Here is a 16,515-nt window from a genome sequence, read left to right on the forward strand (position 1 = left end):
CCCAGGCGACCGGTGGCGCGGTGCTGGAGTCGATCAACCCGGTCCTGGAGGGAGGCTGGAGATGGCGAACGGGCGAATGACGGCGGCTGCGTTCCCTGGTGGCAGCGTGGCGCCGGGCGCAGGTTCGCCGGGCTGGAGTCAGGACGAGCTGGCCAAGGACCCGTCGATCTCATGCGACTGCAACGGACCTGGGAGGCTACCCTCGCCGTGGCACTGCCGCAGCAATCGATCGAGCGGCTGAGGGAATTGGCCGAAACATGGAGTCGACCGGCGCCCGGTGGCGCAAGAGCCGTCGGAGCGGTTCCAACGACCAGTGCGCCGAGGTGGCGACGAACCTGCCCGGGGGTGGTTGGGGTGCGGGACAGTAAGGACGTGGCGGGGCCGGTGCTCACCTTCGACCCGTACGCCTGGCGGGCCTTTGTCGCCGCACGGCCGCGCTGACGCGGCCGGGACGGGCGGCGCTGTGTTGCTGGAGACCGCGCGGTTGCGGTTGCGCCGGTTCACCATTGACGACGTCGACCACCTGGTCGAGCTGGACGCCGACCCGGAGGTCATGCGTTACCTGACCAACGGTCGCCCGACCCCGATCGAGATCGTGCGGGACGAGTCGTTGCCGCGGATCGTCGCGCAGTACGACCGCCACCCCGGCCTCGGTCGCTGGGCGGCCCTCGACCGGACCACCGGCGATTTCCTGGGCTGGTTCGCGCTGGACCCGTCCGGCGACGGCGCGGAGGCCGAGCTGGGCTACCGGCTGCGCCGGCCGGCCTGGGGGCGCGGACTGGCCGCCGAGGGAGCCCGGGCGCTGGTCGGGCACGCCTTCGAGGCGGTCGGCGTGCGGCGGGTCTGGGCGGAGACGATGGCGGTCAACGCCCGGTCCCGGGCGGTCATGGCGAAGGCCGGGCTGCGGTACGTCCGCACCTTCCACCTGACCTTCGACGACCCGATCCCGGGGACCGAGCACGGCGAGGTCGAGTACGAGCTGCGCCGCGAGCACTGGCCCCGGGTACGTCAGGAGTGGGACGCCGCCCTGCGGGCCCGGTAGGCGCTCACGGCGGCACGGTTGCCGCACCCGGCGTCACAGAAGCGGCGGGACCGGTTCCTCGACAGGTCGACCAGGACGTTGTCGCAGTCCGGGTGGTCGCAGATGCGCAGCCGGCCCAACTCGCCCATCCGGACCAGGTCGGCCAGCGCCATGGCCGCCTCGACCGCCATCCGGGTCGCCAGCGGCGCGTCGCGGGGCACGGCGTGCACGTGGTACGGCTCGTCGTCGTGGCGGATGAGCTGTGGCAGCGCACGCGATTCGCGCAGCAGCTCGTTGACGATGGTCACCACCTCGTCGGTGTCGGCGTACCAGATCCGGCGGAGCCGGGGGCGCAGGCTGTGGACCTGGCGCAGCTCGGTGTCGGTGTGTTCGTGCCGGCCGGTCCAGCCGTGCGCGGCGACGAACCCGTCGAGGGAGGCCACGTCGGGCAGGCCCTCCCGGTCCGGGCCGGCGGTGTTGACCAGCCCTGCGGCGGCGACCAGGCCACACTCGGTGTCATGGGCGAAACGCAACTTGACTCCTGTCAGGGTGCCGGCCTAGCGTCATCAGCATAACCCTGTTTCACTCGTGACCGATCGTCCGGATCAAGGAGCTGTCGATGCGTGAACGGTCCGGCGTCGGCCTCGGCCTGGCCTTGATCTCCGCGGTCACCTTCGCCACCTCGGGCACCTTCGCCCGTTCGCTGATCAACGGCGGCTGGTCCGCCGAGGCCGTCGTGGTGGCCCGGGTCGGCATCGCGGCGCTGGTCCTGGCCGTGCCGGCCGTGCTGGCACTGCGCGGCCGGTGGCCGGTGCTGCGCCGCAACGCCGGCACGATCGTCGTGTTCGGAGTACTCGGCGTGGCGGTCGCCCAGGCGTGCTTCTTCAACGCGGTCCGCTACCTGCCGGTCGGCGTCGCGCTCCTGCTGGAATACCTCGGCATCGTGCTGGTGGTCGGCTGGATGTGGCTGGTCCACGGCCAGCGGCCCCGGCTGCTCACCGTGGCCGGCTCGCTGACCGCGCTGGGTGGACTGGTGTTCGTGCTGGACCTCACCGGCGCCAGCCGCCTCGATCCGATCGGGGTGCTCTGGGGACTGGGTGCGGGCGTCGGGCTCGCCGGCTACTACGTCATCGCCGGGCGGGTCGATCCCGCGCTGCCGTCCGTGGTGATGGCCAGCGGAGGCATGGCCGGCGGCGCACTGGCGCTGAGCCTGCTCGGCGTGCTCGGGGTGCTGCCGCTGCGGGCGAATGCCGGCGACGTGAACTTCGCCGGGCACCAGACGAGCTGGCTGGTGCCGATCGCCGGCCTCTCGCTGATCGCGGCCGTGGTCGCGTACCTCACCGGCGTCGCCGGGGCCCGACTCCTCGGCGCGCGGCTCTCCTCGTTCGTCGGGCTGACCGAGGTGATGTTCGCGGTCCTGATCGCCTGGCTGGTGCTCGGCGAGTTGCCGGGCCCGGTCCAGCTGCTCGGCGGGGTGTTGATCGTGGCCGGCGTCGCCCTGGTCCGGCTCGACGAGCTGCGCGGCACGCCGGAGGCCGTCCCGCCCGCCCCGGCCGAGCCGGCGCTCGCCGGCGAGCGGTGAGCCGGCCGCCTGCTCTGGTCGAGCCGACGATTGGCCGGTGAGCGGGTCGCCTGCTGTGGTCGAGCTGGCGTTGGCCGGTGAGCGGGTCGCCTGCTGTGGTCGAGCTGGCGTTGGCCGGCGAGCGGGTCGCCTGCTCAAGCTCGTCTTGATCGACTCAGTGTGCGGCAACATGTGGTCTCGTCAGCGAGTTTGATCGCAATATGCCGCACACGGAGTTGACCATGCAGCGCGGTCGCTGGGCGGCGTGGCCGCTGGGCGGCGCGGTCGCTGGGCGACGCAGCCCTCAAGGTCGCCAGCCGCGGGAGGTCAGGGCGGTGCGGACTTCACGGACGACCGCGGGGAACTCTCGATGGAGGCGGTGGCTCGTCACGTGCAGCACCAGCCAGCCAGCCGTGACGAGTTGGTTCAGTCGCCGCCGGTCCCGGTGGAGCTGGTCCGGCTCGGCGTGCCAGTGACCGTCATACTCGACGGCGACCCGGAACTCGGGCCACGCCAGGTCCGGATGCAGCACCAGGCCGGACAGCAGCCGAACCGGGTGCTGCACCAGCGGCCTGGGTAGCCCGGCAAGCACCAGGCGAACCCGCAGGGCCGACTCGGCCGGGGATTCCGCTCGCGGGTCAGCCAGACCGAACACCCAGCGCGCCCGCCGCCCGCCCGGGCGCTCGGCATTGCGGTCGCCGATCTCGGCGAGAGCCGCCGGGGTGGTGAGGCCCCGGCCGAGCAACGCGTCGACGATCCCGACCGCGCGGATCGGATCCAACCAGACGGCGGTCTCCCAGGCGGCGTCCGCCGGGCCGGTACGCAGCGGTCTGTCGGTCGCGAACGTCAGGGGCCCGTCGGCCGTCCAAAGCGACCGCGAGGGCTCGCGCGGCCCTTGACCGGGTGGGAGGAGTGGCCCCGACGGTGGCGCCGTGAGCAGTTGGCCGGGTTGGTGGGGCCTCGGCGGTGGCGCTGTGAGCAGTTGGCCGGGTTCGTGGGGGCTGGGCGGTGGCGCTGTGAGCAGTTGGCCGGGTTGGTGAGGCCCGGGTGGTGGCACCGTGAGCAGCGTCGAGTGAATTCGGAGCCGGTGCTGACTTCGCAGCCGGGCCGGGCGGCGCGCGAGAACATGGACGTCGTCGGTGAAGTCGGCGGCGTGCTCGATGCCGTGCAGGTACGCGGACGACGGCCCGGCGATCAGTGCGTCCGACGGCAGTTGGAGCGCTGCCGCCCGGCAGGCCAGCGAGTGGTCCCGATCGAGGCGGGCGTCGGCGTAGACGTCGTGGCGTACCCGAACCCAGGCCGAGCTGCGCAGCTGATGCCGGGTGAGCAGGCCGTGCCGAACCACGTCTGAACCACGGAACACTCGCCATGCCAGGAGGTCTGGCCGGTGTGGTTGAGGAGGCATGCCGACCAGCATGGTGGCGCGAAACCGTCCGCCGGCACCCCTGTGGACAATCGCCGCTGGGTCGCCTCCACCAGCCTGTGGACAACCGGCACCTCGGCCGCCAGTTGTGCTACGTGAGATCAACTGCTGCGCGACCTCAACTCAGCCCTGCTGGGCGAGATCAACTCCGTGTGCGGCATGTGGCGGTCAAATTCGATGACGAGACCACATGTTGCCGCACACGGAGTGGATCAAGCCCCGGGCACAAAGTCGATCAAGCCCTGGCCGGGATGCGAAATCGATCGAGCCCCGGCGGGCGCGGAGCCGATCAAGCCCGGGCCAGGACACGGAGTCGAGGAGAGTCAGGCGAGGGCCGTGGCGATCGCGGCTGCGGCGGCGGTGACCTGGGCGCCGACCACGTCCACGTCGAGAGCGGACAGCGACACCACCCCGACGCTCGCCTCCAACCCGGGCACCCCGAGCACCGGCGCGGCCACCCCGTACGCCCCGGACTGGAGCTCCCCGCTGGTGCTGATCGGGCCGGCGGCGCCCGCCCGGCCGGCGAGGATGGCCCGCCCCGCCGCGCCCCGCTCCAACGGATGGCGGGACCCGGTCCGGTACGCCACGTGGAACGACGTCCAGCTCGGCTCGACCACCGCGAGAGCGACTCCCTCGCCGCCCTCGACCACGGTCAGGTGCGCCGTCGCGCCGGCCTGTTCGGCCAGCCGACGCAGCGCGGGCAACGCCCCCTCGGCGAGCAGCGGCTGGGCGCGCCGGGCCAGGTGCAGCACGCCGGCACCGAGGCGCAGCCGGCCCTCGCCGTCGCGGCGCAGCATGCCGTGCCCGGTCAGCGCGCCGACCAGTCGATAGACCACCGCGCGGCCGACGCCCAGCCGGTTCGCCGCCTCGGTGACGGTCAGCCCGCTGGGCGCGTCCGCGACCAGGTGCAGCAGCCGCAGCCCCCGGTCCAGCGTCTGCGCCGTCTCCCCGCCCCGCCCGGCCACCCCCGACGCCTCCGCGCCGCGGGCCGCCTCCGCGCCGCGGGCCGCCTCCGCGCCGCGGGCCGCCTCCGCGCCGCGGGCCGCCTCCGCGCCGCGGGCCGCCGCTGGCGGCTCGCCCAACGGCGCTCCGGCTCGGGACCGCGGCTCACCCGCGCGTGCCGACATATCCACAGCACGCAGCGTACGGCCGGCTCCCGGCGACCCTGAAATGCGCGGACGGCTACCCTTGTACGGTGACGCTACGCCTGTATGACACCGCCACCCGAACGGTCCGGGACTTTGTTCCCCGGGAAGCCGGCAAGGTGGGCGTCTACCTGTGTGGTCTCACCCTCCAGGCCCCGCCGCACATCGGCCACCTTCGCTCCGGCGTCAACTACGACGTGCTGCGCCGCTGGCTGATCGCGTCCGGTTTCGAGGTCACCTTCATCCGCAACGTGACCGACATCGACGACAAGATCCTGGTCAAGGCGATGGAGCAGGCCCGCCCGTTCTGGTCGATCGCGTACGCCAACGAGCAGATCCTGGCCGAGTCGTACCGGGCGTTGAACGTGCTGCCGCCCACCTATGAGCCGCGGGCCACCGGGCACATCCCGGAGATGCACGAGCTGATCGCCCGGCTGATCGAGACCGGGCACGCCTACCCGGCCACCGACGGCTCCGGCGACGTCTACTTCGACGTGGCCTCCTGGCCGGCGTACGGGTCGCTCTCCGGGCAGTCGCCGGAGGACATGCAGTCCGCCGGCGACGCCCCTGAGCGGGGCAAGCACGACCCGCGGGACTTCGCCCTCTGGAAGGGGGTCAAGCCGGACGAGCCGGCGGACGCGTACTGGCCCTCGCCGTGGGGCCGGGGCCGGCCCGGCTGGCACATCGAGTGCTCCGCGATGTGCTGGCGCTACCTCGGCCCCGAGTTCGACATCCACGGCGGCGGGCTCGATCTGACCTTCCCGCATCACGAGAACGAGATCGCCCAGTCCCAGGCGGCCGACCTGCCGTTCGCTCGCTACTGGGTGCACCACGGCCTGCTCAGCATCGGCGGCGCCAAGATGGGCAAGTCGCTGGGCAACGCCCTCGACCTCGACTACGTGGCGTCCCTCGGGGTGCGTCCGGTGGAGCTTCGTTACTACTACGCGGCCGCGCACTACCGGTCCCGGATCGACTACTCCGAGGACGCGCTGCGTGAGGCCGCGGTCGCGTACCGGCGGGTCGAGGGCTTCGTGCAGCGGGCCGCCGAGCGGGTCGGCGCCGGGCAGCTGGGCGAGCTGCCGGTCGGATTCGTCGCGGCGCTGGACGACGACCTCAACACCTCGGCCGCCCTGGCCGTACTGCACGAGGTGATCCGCGACGGCAACACCGCGCTGACCGCCGACGACGATGTGACCGTGCGCACGACCCTGGCCGAGGCCCGGGCGATGCTGGATATCCTCGGCGTCGATCCCCTGGATCCGGCCTGGACCGGTGGCGGCCGCGCGAGCGACCTGCGCGCCGTGGTCGACTCCTTGATCGCGCTCGCGCTGGAGCAGCGTGCCCAGGCACGCAGCCGCAAGGACTGGGCCGCAGCCGACGCCGTACGCGACCAGCTCAAGCAGGCTGGCGTGGTGGTCGAGGACACCCCCCAGGGCCCCCGTTGGACTATTGGAGAGCAGGACTGATGGCCGGCAACTCGCAGCGCCGTGGCCGGCGACTGACGCCGAAGGCGGGTGCCCCGAAGGGCTCCGGCGGCAAGAACAAGGACTCCCTCGCGGGCCGGGGTCGGACGCTGCCCGCCGACGAGCGCCCGTGGCACAAGGCGTACTCGGGCACCGAGAAGCTGCCCCAGCGCACCGCCTGGAAGCAGGAGAAGGAACGCCGTTCGGCGGTCGAGGAGGGGCGTGCCCCCAAGATCGGTCAGCCGGGCACCAAGGACACCACCTGGGGCAAGGGCAGCCAGGCCGGCGCCCCGTTCAAGGGCGGCAAGGGCAAGGCCACCACCGGCCGGAGTGGTCCCCGGGTCGCCCCGGGCCGCAAGTCCAACCCGGCCAAGGACAGCCCGGAGCTGCTGGTCGGGCGGAACCCGGTGCTGGAGTCGCTGCGTGCCCAGGTGCCGGCGACCGCCCTCTACACCGCCCAGGGCATCGACATCGACGACCGGGTCAACGAGATCGTCCGGACCGCCGCCGACCGGGGCATCGCGATCCTGGAAGTCAGCCGGGCCGAGCTCGACCGGCTCACCGGGGGCGTGCTGCACCAGGGCGTCGGCCTCCAGGTGCCGCCGTTCGCGTACGAGCCGTTCGAGGACCTGATGGCGGCCTCGCTGGAGCAGGCCGCCCCGCTGCTGGTTGCGCTGGACGGAGTCACCGACCCGCGCAACCTCGGTGCGGTGATCCGTTCCGCCGCGGCGTTCGGCGCGCAGGGCGTCTTCGTACCGGAGCGGCGGGCCGCCGGGATCACCGCGACCGCCTGGCGGACCAGCGCCGGTGCGGCCGCGCGGGTGCCGGTCGCCCAGGTCACCAACCTGACCCGGTCGCTGAAGGCGTGCAAGGCCGCCGGCTTCATGGTGGTCGGCCTGGACGCCGACGGCGAGACCGACCTGTACGACCTGGAGGCCGCGGTCGGCCCGCTCGTCGTGGTGGTCGGCTCGGAGGGGCGGGGAATGTCCCGCCTGGTCGGCGAGACCTGCGACCTGACCGTGAGCATTCCGATGGTCTCCGACGTCGAGTCGCTCAACGCCAGCGTTGCCGCCGCGGTCACCCTGGCCGAGGTCGCCCGCCGCCGCGCCGTCGAGGCGTAACCCGCGTCCTCAGACACGATAAGGGGCGGTCCGCCGTGGCGGACCGCCCCTTATTCGCGTACGTCAGATGCGCTTGCCGCTGGCGGCGTTGAAGACGTGGCTGCGGCCCTGGCGCGGCTTCACGAACACGGTGTCGCCCATGTTCGGCATGGTGCGCCGGTCGGTCCGGACCACGAAGCGCTCGTTGTGGCCGTCGAGCGCGGCGTGGCCGTAGATGTTGGCGTCGGAGCCCAGGTCCTCGACCAGCTCGACCACGACCGGCATGCCGCCCTCGGTCGGGCTGACCAGGTCGCAGTCCTCCGGGCGGAAGCCCACGGTGACCTTGCCGTTGCCACCCTCGGCCTGGGCCGCCTCGACCTGCTGGCGGGTCAGCGGGATGTGCATCTCGGCGAACGCGGCACCCTGCTGGGTCAGCTGAACGGTCTTGATGTTCATCGCGGGGGAACCCATGAAGCCGGCGACGAAGACGTTGGCCGGGGTGTCGTAGAGGGCCCGGGGGGTGTCCACCTGCTGCAGAACACCGTCGAGCATGACCGCGACCCGGTGGCCCATGGTCATGGCCTCGACCTGGTCGTGGGTGACGTAGACGGTGGTAACGCCGAGGTTGGCCTGCAGCGACGCGATCTGCGTGCGGGTCTGCACCCGGAGCTTGGCGTCGAGGTTCGACAGCGGCTCGTCCATCAGGAAGACCTGCGGCTCGCGGACGATCGCACGGCCCATGGCGACCCGCTGGCGTTGACCGCCGGAGAGCGCCTTCGGCTTGCGGTTGAGGAACTCCTCCAGCTGGAGCAGCCCGGCCGCCTCCTTGACCCGCCGGTCGATCTCCGACTTCGAGGTCTTGCGCAGCTTCAGCGCGAAGGCCATGTTCTCGTACACCGTCATGTGCGGGTAGAGGGCGTAGTTCTGGAAGACCATCGCGATGTCGCGGGCCTTCGGCGGCAGGTGGGTGACGTCCCGGTCGTCGATGTAGATGGCGCCGTCGTCGACGTCCTCCAGGCCGGCGAGCATCCGGAGGCTGGTGGACTTGCCGCAACCCGAGGGGCCGACCAGGACGAGGAACTCGCCGTCGCCGATTTCGAGGTCGAGCTGGTTGACGGCGGGGCGCTCGGTGCCCGGGTAGATCCGGGACGCCTTCGCGTAGGTGACCGTAGCCATGGTGGAGCGCTTCCTTTCACCGGCAGGAACGTGCCGGACGATCCGAGTGAAGGAGCGACCGGCACCCACGGTGCCGGCCAACGGGCGTCGCCCGGGCGGCCGAGGCCGACCGGAGTGTCGTCCGTGTCACTGCACGGTAAACGGGTTTTGCCACCATGCCAAGACGGTGAACATCCGGTGGGACGGACTGCATACCGCATAACGGTCACACGGGCACGGCGAGGCAGCAATCCTCCCGACTCGCGGTGAGTGTGGCGACGATCCGTCGGCGTCGTGGTCGGGAAATTGACGTTTTCCATGCTCGACAGCCCCTGCCGAGCGGGATTTCCCGACGTCAGTCGCTATGCTGACCACGGCAACACGCGCCCCTGTAGCTCAGCTGGCCAGAGCACTCGCCTTGTAAGCGAGATGTCGCCGGTTCGATCCCGGCCGGGGGCTCCAACTCCATCAGGCACTTCCTGGCAGTGGCCGCGGGCCGCCGCCAGGTGTGAGCGCTCGCCCTGGGTGATGCCGTCAGGAGCCGTCCCTGAGTTGGGCCAGCAGACCGGCTCGATCGATCTGCATCCAGTACTCGGTGATCAGCCCGTCCTCGACGTGATAGACGACCGAGTTGATCTGGCGCACGATCCGACCGGTCGGCGCAATGCCGTCCACCGGCCCGAGGTGATGCCCCACCTGGGTCAGCGAGGCCCGTCGTACGTCAGTCCGTGCGCCGGGCCTCGCGTTCGGCGCGCTTGCGCTCGCGCTGTTCGCGGCTCCACTGTTTACGCCGCTCAAGGTCCTGCTTCCACAGGTCGCGGGCCTGCTGGGAGCCGCCCTGGACGGCGTTCTCCACGGTCGGCGGGCCGGCCAGGTTGCGGAACACCCATCCCAGGAGGCGTCCACCCTCACCGGATGCCTTCTTCTCCTCGCCAGCCATCGTCCAGCCTCCGTCCCGCGATCCGTTGGTTGGTGGTCAAATGGTTGGTGCGCAAACTATTGGTACGGTAGCACCGTGGCGAAATCCGGTGAAGGGACGGGAGACCTCAGCGAGATCGACAACCCGCTGGCGTTGGAACAGCAGGTCTGCTTCGCCCTGTCCGTCGCGGCCCGCGGCGTCGTGGCCGTGTACCGTCCGCTGCTTGAACCGATGGGCCTGACCCACCCGCAGTACCTGGTGATGCTCGCCCTCTGGCAATACGCGCCGCTCTCCGTACGCGAGCTGAGCCGCCTGTTGCAGCTCGACCCGGGCACCCTGTCGCCACTGCTCAAGCGCCTGGAAGCGATCGGCTACCTCCAGCGCGAGCGGAACCCGGCCGACGAGCGCAGCCTCGCGGTGACCCTGACCGCGAAGGGGCGGGCCCTGCGCGCCGAGGCCGAGCGGATCCCGCCGGCCATCGTCGAGCGGCTCGGCATGCCCCTCGCCGACCTGCGGAAGCTGCACGCCACGTTGACCGAGGTCATCGAGGCCGCCCAGCAGGCGTCCAAGGCCGCCCCGCAGCCGGGCGCCCCCCGGCCCTGACGGCGTCCCGACAGCACACGGCCGCCCTCGCCAGGTGCCGGGGCACCTTGATGAGGGCGGCCGTGGTGGGGCCTCAGGCCGCCTCGGTCACCGTGACCGGGAACGTGACGAGGTTGTCGGCCGGGTTGAGGTCCGGTGCCGGGTACGAAGTCGAAGCGAAGAATTCGACGGTTACGTCGCCCACCTCGCCCAGCGCGGTGCCGGGGCGCGCCTCGACGAGGAACTCGAACGTGCGCACCTCGCCCTCCATGAAGGCGTCACCTGGCACGCAGCCGATGACGCACCCCTCGATCCAGGGCTCCCAGACACCCTCTGGGAGGCCCCGGGCCTCGTACCAGATGCTGTTGTGCGGGGCGTCGCCGTTGTAGCGCAACGTCACCGGCATTCGGCCTGCGAAGGTGCCATCCGGCTGCCGGACCAGGGTCACGCCCCCGGTGACGCTCACCGACACGTCCGGCCGCTCGTCCCGCACATATTGCTTCGGGTTGGCGAGCGAGCCGGTCGTCGCGCGGAACAGGGTCGAGAATTTTCCGCTGGTGACGGCACGGCCGTCGACCGTGACGTCGAGCTGCCCGTTGCCGGCCTTCATGGCGTACGGCTGGACGGTGGTGAGCACGCGGAAGTCGACGGTGAAGACGCGCCGCTCGCCCGGGGTGAGCTCCCCGCCGGGGACGTCGCACTCGACCCGGGTCCGGTGGTCGGGCAGGAGCTCGCCACCGCTGTAGCAGGTGACGCCCCACTCCTCGTTGTAGTAGGAGCCGGGAATCGGTTCGGTGATCACGTAGCGGGCCCGGCCCGGCGCGGCGCCCCGGTAGGTCAGCTCGACCTGCACCGATCCGCGGTAGCCGAAGTCGGTCGGTTCGAGGACGAGTTGGCTGGCGATAGTGGCGGTCGACTTGGTGGGCGCGGCCTGGGCCGGCGGCGCCGCGACCGACAGTGCGGTGGCCAGGCCGAGCAGGCCGGCCAGCACGGTGGACAGTCTGATGCGCATGGTTTCCCCCGATTCCCCGTACGCCTGCGGCGGGCTGTCCGTCGCGGCACTCGCGGCCACCTGGGGTGTCGCCGCGGGCGCATCCATGATCGCAGATCAGACCGTTTCGTGTTGACCCGTGGCGCCGGCGCGGACGGGCGATCGCCGCCCGCGCCGGCCGGCCGTCAGCCCCAGTTCTGCGGGGCCGGCTGGCGGGTCGTCGCGTTGATCCGGTTGAAGAAGTTGGTGGTGGCGATCCACAGCACCAGCGCGGCCAGTTCCTTCTCCCCGAAGTGGCGAGCGGCCTCGTCCCACACCTCGTCCGGCACCGGGTCGCTCCGGTCGGCGAGCCGGGTCGCCGACTCGGCCAGCGCGAGCGCGGCCCGCTCCGCGTCGGTGAAGTACGGCGTCTCCCGCCAGGCGGCCACGGCGAACAGCCGCTCCTCCGTCTCGCCCGCCTTCCGGGCGCTGCGTGCGCCGGAGTCGACGCAGGCGCTGCACCCGTTGATCTGGCTGGCCCGCAGGTGGACCAGCTCCAGCGTGCTACCGGGTACGCCCGCCGAGTGCGCGGCCTTGTAGAGCAGGTTGATCCCCTTCACCGCGTCGGGGAGCAGGCCCGCCGGGTTCTGGATGCGTGCATCGAGAGCCATTTTGATCCATCCTGTCCTGTTAAGCTGGCCGGCGTTCGTCGCGCCGTCCGTCGTCGTCCGTCACCTGGATGTCGAGGCCTGGGCGAGCGGCGTGACAGATGTGACGGCAGTCACCGGGGCGTGGAGGATGGCGAGGTCGTGAGCGACACCGACCTGTTGGTCCGGGGCTTCGAGGAACAGCGCCCGCGGCTCCGCGCGGTGGCCCAGCGGATGCTCGGCTCCTCCGCCGAGGCCGACGACGCCGTGCAGGACACCTGGTTGCGGCTCACCCGCGCCGACGCCGGCGCCATCGACAACCTGCCGGGCTGGCTGACCACCACCGTCGGGCGGGTCTGCCTGGACCGGCTCCGGTCCGGCAGCGCCCGGCACGAGGAGCCGGCGGACGTGGCCGGAGACGGGTCGACCGCCGAGGCGGTCGGCGGGCGTGACCCGGAGCAGGAGGCGCTGCTCGCCGAGTCGGTCGGCCGGGCGCTCGAGGTGGTGCTCACCACCCTCGGCCCCACCGAGCGGCTGGTGTTCGTGCTGCACGACATGTTCGCCGTCTCCTTCGAGGAGATCGCGCCGGTGGTCGACCGCAGTGCCGCCGCCGTACGGCAGATCGCCAGCCGCGCCCGGCGCCGGGTGCAGAGCCGGTCCGCCGACCCGGAGACCGATCCCGCCCGGCAGCGTCGGGTGGTCGAGGCGTTCCTCGCCGCCTCCCGGGAGGGCCGCTTCGACGACCTGGTCAGCCTGCTCGACCCGTACGTGGTCCTGCGCGCCGACGCCACCGCCGTCCGGATGGGCGGCAACGCCGAGCTGCGCGGCTCGGCCGGCGTGGCCGGCTTCTTCAACGGGCGGGCCCAGGCCGCGGTGCCGGCGTTCGTCGACGGCCTGCCGGGCGCGGTCGTCGTCGTGGACGGCCGGACCAGCCTCGCGATCAGCTTCACCGTCACCGACCGGATCATCGGCATCGAGGTGGTGGCCGATCCCGCCCAGCTCCGCGAACTCGACCTGGTCCTCGCCGGGGAGGCGGCAGGATGAGCCGGGCGGTCGAGGAGTCCAACCGGGCGATGCTGCGCGCCCGGGACGCCATGGACCGGGCGTACGCGCAGCCGCTGGACGTGCCGGCGCTGGCCCGGATCGCGCACGTCTCCGAGGCGCACTTCATCCGGACCTTCCGTGCCACCTTCGGCGAGACCCCGCACCGCTACCTGCAACGCCGTCGGGTCGAACGGGCCATGTACCTGCTGCTGCAGACCGACCAGCCGGTCACCGAGATCTGCTACGCGGTGGGCTTCGCCAGCCTGGGCACGTTCAGCCGCACGTTCCGGGACATCGTCGGCGAGCCGCCGACGGAGTACCGGCGGCAGAAGGCGCTCGCCGCGGGCGTGCCGAGCTGCTTCATCAAGGCGTGGATGCGACCGAGCGCCACCGCGCGCACCGGTGGCCGGTGACTGTACCGAACCGGTCAGTTTTGGATAAGCGGCAGGTCAGCATCGTGCTCTAGCGTCTCCGGCATGACGATGAACGCGATTTCCCGCTCCCAGATTTACGTTCTCGACCAGGACGCGGCCCTCGACTTCTACGTCGGCAAGCTCGGCATGGAGGTCAACACGGACGCGGACCTCGGCTTCATGCGCTGGCTCACGGTCAACCTGCCCGGTGACCCGGAGCGCGAGATCCTGCTGGAGAAGCCCGGGCCGCCGGCCCTCGACCCGGCCACCGCCGAGCAGGTCCGCGAGCTGCTCACCAAGGGCGCGCTGGGCGGCCACCTCTTCATGACCACCGACGACGCCCACAAGACGTACGCGGAGCTGATGGCGAAGGGCGTCGAGGCCTACGACGAGCCGACCGAGCGGCCGTACGGCATCGACTTCGGCATCCGTGACCCGTTCGGCAACAAGATCCGTATCGGCCAGATGTTCTCCCAGGCCTGAGACGGGCGGCCAGACAACCGAAACGTTCAGCGCGCGGCCGGTGGTGCGGGGGACCACCGGCCGTGCGCTGCTTGCCGTCCATCACTGGCCCCGCGCCGGGCGGTGGAGAGCACGAAACTGGTCGCCGCCGTGTTGCCGGCATGGCTGTCGGCGGAGCGTCAGTCGGTGACCTGGGTGAGCAGCTCGACCACGGCCGCAGTGGCGGCGGGCGGCGCGTGCTCTGTCGGGCAGTCCACGTAGCTGGTGGTGACCGCACCCACGGTGAGCTGGTAGGTGAAGGCGTCGGAGCACGTGCTGGCGGTGGCGGTTGCGGTGGCCTCGGCGAGCAGGCGCCGGTCGGCGGTGAGCTGCCGGAGCCGGTCGAGGTCCCCGGGCGCGAGCTGACCCGTACGGGTGGCGCCGGCCCGGTCGACCTTGGTCCAGCGGCCGTCGGGCGTCACGGTCACGGTGTCGTCCAGCCCGGCGAAGCCGCCTGACCTGGTCAGCACCACGTCCACGCCCGCCCTGCCGGCCGGTTCGGTGCCGCCGGCGGTGGCGGGCTCGGTGGTCGGCGTGGTGGTCGTGGCGCTGATCGGGCCATCGGTCGGCGCGCCGGTCGCGGTGGTGCCGGTCCCGCCGGCCTGGGCGCACCCGGCGAGGGGGCTGAGCAGCGCGGCGAGGACGGCTGCGGCGACGGGAGTCGATCTCATGCCGATCGGACGCAGGGTAGGGCCGTCCGGTTCCACCCACCTGCGTGGCCTCCTCCGAACGGCCAATGTCCCCGACCGGAATCGGCCTGCCCTCTTCCGCTTTCCTGGATGTATCGCTATATCTACATCCGTGACTACCCCCGTCACAACTTTCCCCCTCAGGAGGGCCCGTGAAAAGACCCCTTGCCGCCGTCAGCGCAGCGCTGCTCACAAGCGGCCTGCTGACCGGCGCCACCACCACGGCGTACGCGGCAACCCCCAGCGCCCCGGCCGCGGAGTCCGCGGTAGCCAGTGCGGACAGCCTGCTCCGCGCCAACCCCGGTGCCGTACAGGGCGCCAACGGTGAGTCGTACCAGGCCGTCCGTACCAAGGTGGACGCCTCCGGCGCCACCCACACCCGGTACAACCGGACCTACCACGGCCTGCGCGTCTACGGCGGTGACTTCGTCGTCCACACCGCCCCGAACGGCACGATGGCCAGCACCTCGGTCGGTCTGACCGCGCCGCTCACGCTGAGCACCACCGCCAAGGTCAGCTCGACCGCCGCCGAGACCAGCACGCGCAAGGCGTTCTCCGGCACCCTCACCTCCGTGGGCGCGCCCGAGCTGTTCGTCGACGCCAGCTCGGGCCAGGGCCGCCTGGCCTGGGAGACCGTCGCCGCCGGCTGGCAGGCCGACGGGCAGACCCCGTCCAAGCTGCACGTCATCACCGACGCCATCAGCGGCAAGGTGATTGGCTCGTACGACGAGATCGAGTCGGTCGCCGGCACCGGCAACAGCATCTACTCGGGCGCGGTCAGCATCGACACGACGCTCTCCGGCAGCACCTACCAGCTGGTGGACCCGTCGCACGGCAACGGCCGCACCTGCGACATGAACAACAGCACCAGCGGGAGCTGCACGACGTTCACCAACTCGACCAACACCTGGGGTAACGGCGCCACCTCCAACCGGCAGTCGGCCGCCGTCGACGCGCACTTCGGCGCGGCCAAGACGTTCGACTACTTCAAGAACGTGCACGGCCGCAACGGCATCTTCGGCAACGGCAACGGCGTGCCGAGCCGGGTGCACTACGGCAGCAACTACGTCAACGCCTTCTGGGACGGCGCCCAGATGACCTACGGCGACGGCTCCGGCAACTCCCGGCCGCTGGTCTCGCTCGACGTGGCCGGCCACGAGATGAGCCACGGCGTCACCGAGGCGGTCGCCGGCCTGGTCTACTCGGGCGAGTCGGGCGGCCTCAACGAGGCCACCAGCGACATCTTCGGCACGATGGTCGAGTTCTACGCCAACGCGCCGGGCGACCCGGGCGACTACGACATCGGCGAGAAGATCAACATCAACGGCAACGGCAAGCCGCTGCGCTACATGTACAACCCGTCGCTGGACGGCTCGTCGCACTCCTGCTGGTCCACCTCGACCAAGAACGTCGACGTGCACTACTCGTCCGGTCCGGGCAACCACTTCTTCTTCAACCTGGCCGAGGGCACCGGCGCCACCGCGTACGGCACCTCGCCGGTCTGCGGCTCCGCCCCGGCAGTGACCGGAATCGGCCGTGCCAAGGCGGAGAAGATCTACTACCGGGCGCTCGACGTGTACTTCACCTCGAACACCACGTACGTCAACACCAGCAACCCGGCCAACACCGCCCGGGCGTACACCCTCAAGGCGGCCACCGACCTGTACGGCAACTGCTCCACCGAGTACAAGGCCGTCCAGGCGGCGTGGACCGCGGTGAACGTGGCCGGCAACGACGCCGCCTGCGGCTCGACCGGCAACGACTTCTCCGTCTCGGTGTCGCCGACTGCCGGCACGGTGACCGCTGGTGGCGCGGTCTCCACCACCGTGTCGACCTCGACCACCAGCGGGACCTCGCAGACCGTCACGCTCTCCGCGTCCGG

The 16,515-nt window shown here is 71.6% G+C and carries 18 protein-coding genes, 1 tRNA gene and 1 pseudogene; 11 read left to right on the forward strand and 9 right to left on the reverse strand.

The window, feature by feature from the left end:
- Nucleotides 1-257: 257 nt before the first annotated feature.
- Together ACIRG9_RS26040 and ACIRG9_RS26045 are read left to right on the forward strand one after the other, a co-directional pair.
- Nucleotides 258-441 (forward strand): annotated as a pseudogene (locus ACIRG9_RS26040) (DUF397 domain-containing protein).
- Nucleotides 442-463: 22 nt separating this feature from the next.
- Nucleotides 464-1,042 carry a GNAT family N-acetyltransferase gene (locus ACIRG9_RS26045; RefSeq protein ID WP_402861047.1) on the forward strand — a complete coding sequence of 193 codons (579 nt, stop codon included), beginning with the start codon at nucleotides 464-466 and terminating at the stop codon, nucleotides 1,040-1,042.
- Here the strand turns inward: ACIRG9_RS26045 and ACIRG9_RS26050 are convergent.
- On the reverse strand, nucleotides 1,009-1,554 hold the full coding sequence (locus ACIRG9_RS26050; protein ID WP_402861050.1) for a CGNR zinc finger domain-containing protein: 546 nt from the start codon (nucleotides 1,552-1,554) through the stop codon (nucleotides 1,009-1,011). The two genes, ACIRG9_RS26045 and ACIRG9_RS26050, sit on opposite strands and share 34 nt — an antisense overlap.
- A gap of 86 nt (nucleotides 1,555-1,640) precedes the next feature.
- Between ACIRG9_RS26050 and ACIRG9_RS26055 the strand changes: the two genes are divergently transcribed.
- Nucleotides 1,641-2,603 (forward strand): EamA family transporter, encoded by a 963-nt coding sequence (locus ACIRG9_RS26055; RefSeq protein WP_402861053.1) that lies wholly within the window; start codon nucleotides 1,641-1,643, stop codon nucleotides 2,601-2,603.
- Nucleotides 2,604-2,886: 283 nt separating this feature from the next.
- On the opposite strand, the gene ACIRG9_RS26060 is transcribed toward ACIRG9_RS26055, so the two are convergent.
- Together ACIRG9_RS26060 and ACIRG9_RS26065 are read right to left on the reverse strand one after the other, a co-directional pair.
- On the reverse strand, nucleotides 2,887-3,927 hold the full coding sequence (locus tag ACIRG9_RS26060; RefSeq protein ID WP_402861056.1) for an endonuclease domain-containing protein: 1,041 nt from the start codon (nucleotides 3,925-3,927) through the stop codon (nucleotides 2,887-2,889).
- Nucleotides 3,928-4,328: 401 nt separating this feature from the next.
- Nucleotides 4,329-4,970 carry an IclR family transcriptional regulator gene (locus ACIRG9_RS26065; protein WP_402861133.1) on the reverse strand — a complete coding sequence of 214 codons (642 nt, stop codon included), beginning with the start codon at nucleotides 4,968-4,970 and terminating at the stop codon, nucleotides 4,329-4,331.
- A gap of 230 nt (nucleotides 4,971-5,200) precedes the next feature.
- On the opposite strand from ACIRG9_RS26065, the gene cysS reads away from it, so the two are divergent.
- Together cysS and rlmB are read left to right on the forward strand one after the other, a co-directional pair.
- Entirely contained in the window at nucleotides 5,201-6,616 is a 1,416-nt protein-coding gene (cysS, locus tag ACIRG9_RS26070) for a cysteine--tRNA ligase (RefSeq protein ID WP_402861059.1), read from the forward strand.
- Complete coding sequence (gene rlmB / locus ACIRG9_RS26075) at nucleotides 6,616-7,734, forward strand: 23S rRNA (guanosine(2251)-2'-O)-methyltransferase RlmB (protein WP_402861062.1); 1,119 nt, start codon at nucleotides 6,616-6,618, stop codon at nucleotides 7,732-7,734. The genes cysS and rlmB overlap by 1 nt, the downstream gene beginning before the upstream one ends.
- Before the next feature lie 63 nt (nucleotides 7,735-7,797).
- On the opposite strand, the gene ACIRG9_RS26080 is transcribed toward rlmB, so the two are convergent.
- Complete coding sequence (locus ACIRG9_RS26080) at nucleotides 7,798-8,889, reverse strand: ABC transporter ATP-binding protein (protein WP_402861065.1); 1,092 nt, start codon at nucleotides 8,887-8,889, stop codon at nucleotides 7,798-7,800.
- A gap of 364 nt (nucleotides 8,890-9,253) precedes the next feature.
- Here ACIRG9_RS26080 and ACIRG9_RS26085 point away from each other — a divergent pair.
- A tRNA-Thr gene (locus tag ACIRG9_RS26085) sits at nucleotides 9,254-9,330 on the forward strand.
- 72 nt (nucleotides 9,331-9,402) lie between these two features.
- Here ACIRG9_RS26085 and ACIRG9_RS26090 read toward each other — a convergent pair.
- Together ACIRG9_RS26090 and ACIRG9_RS26095 are read right to left on the reverse strand one after the other, a co-directional pair.
- Nucleotides 9,403-9,666, reverse strand: coding sequence for an ester cyclase (locus tag ACIRG9_RS26090; RefSeq protein WP_402861068.1), 264 nt, complete (start codon nucleotides 9,664-9,666; stop codon nucleotides 9,403-9,405).
- Nucleotides 9,590-9,808, reverse strand: coding sequence for a hypothetical protein (locus tag ACIRG9_RS26095; protein ID WP_402861071.1), 219 nt, complete (start codon nucleotides 9,806-9,808; stop codon nucleotides 9,590-9,592). Before ACIRG9_RS26095 ends, ACIRG9_RS26090 begins: the two co-directional genes overlap by 77 nt.
- Before the next feature lie 75 nt (nucleotides 9,809-9,883).
- Here ACIRG9_RS26095 and ACIRG9_RS26100 point away from each other — a divergent pair, with 75 nt between their 5' ends.
- On the forward strand, nucleotides 9,884-10,390 hold the full coding sequence (locus ACIRG9_RS26100) for a MarR family winged helix-turn-helix transcriptional regulator (RefSeq protein ID WP_402861074.1): 507 nt from the start codon (nucleotides 9,884-9,886) through the stop codon (nucleotides 10,388-10,390).
- A 73-nt stretch (nucleotides 10,391-10,463) separates the two neighbouring features.
- Here ACIRG9_RS26100 and ACIRG9_RS26105 read toward each other — a convergent pair whose 3' ends face one another.
- Nucleotides 10,464-11,381, reverse strand: a complete 918-nt coding sequence (locus tag ACIRG9_RS26105; protein WP_402861077.1) for a hypothetical protein — start codon at nucleotides 11,379-11,381, stop codon at nucleotides 10,464-10,466.
- Between the two features lie 164 nt (nucleotides 11,382-11,545).
- Nucleotides 11,546-12,010 (reverse strand): carboxymuconolactone decarboxylase family protein, encoded by a 465-nt coding sequence (locus tag ACIRG9_RS26110; RefSeq protein WP_402861080.1) that lies wholly within the window; start codon nucleotides 12,008-12,010, stop codon nucleotides 11,546-11,548.
- Nucleotides 12,011-12,148: 138 nt separating this feature from the next.
- Between ACIRG9_RS26110 and ACIRG9_RS26115 the strand changes: the two genes are divergently transcribed.
- The 3 genes from ACIRG9_RS26115 to ACIRG9_RS26125 all read left to right on the forward strand — a co-directional run bounded on the left by ACIRG9_RS26115 (nucleotide 12,149) and on the right by ACIRG9_RS26125 (nucleotide 13,926).
- The gene (locus ACIRG9_RS26115) at nucleotides 12,149-13,030 is read left to right on the forward strand and encodes a sigma-70 family RNA polymerase sigma factor (protein WP_402861082.1); all 882 of its coding nucleotides are present in this window, start codon (nucleotides 12,149-12,151) and stop codon (nucleotides 13,028-13,030) included.
- The gene (locus ACIRG9_RS26120) at nucleotides 13,027-13,443 is read left to right on the forward strand and encodes a helix-turn-helix domain-containing protein (protein ID WP_402861085.1); all 417 of its coding nucleotides are present in this window, start codon (nucleotides 13,027-13,029) and stop codon (nucleotides 13,441-13,443) included. Before ACIRG9_RS26115 ends, ACIRG9_RS26120 begins: the two co-directional genes overlap by 4 nt.
- Nucleotides 13,444-13,506: 63 nt before the next feature.
- Entirely contained in the window at nucleotides 13,507-13,926 is a 420-nt protein-coding gene (locus ACIRG9_RS26125; RefSeq protein ID WP_402861088.1) for a VOC family protein, read from the forward strand.
- Between the two features lie 158 nt (nucleotides 13,927-14,084).
- Here the strand turns inward: ACIRG9_RS26125 and ACIRG9_RS26130 are convergent, their stop codons facing one another.
- Nucleotides 14,085-14,615: a hypothetical protein gene (locus tag ACIRG9_RS26130; RefSeq protein ID WP_402861091.1), complete on the reverse strand. Its 531-nt coding sequence runs from the start codon at nucleotides 14,613-14,615 to the stop codon at nucleotides 14,085-14,087.
- A gap of 170 nt (nucleotides 14,616-14,785) precedes the next feature.
- On the opposite strand from ACIRG9_RS26130, the gene ACIRG9_RS26135 reads away from it, so the two are divergent.
- Nucleotides 14,786-16,515, forward strand: a 1,730-nt coding sequence (locus tag ACIRG9_RS26135; RefSeq protein WP_402861094.1) for a M4 family metallopeptidase, incomplete at its 3' end; no start/stop codon positions are given.

Source organism: Micromonospora sp. NPDC093277, assembly GCF_044765245.1.
Taxonomy (GTDB): domain Bacteria; phylum Actinomycetota; class Actinomycetes; order Mycobacteriales; family Micromonosporaceae; genus Micromonospora.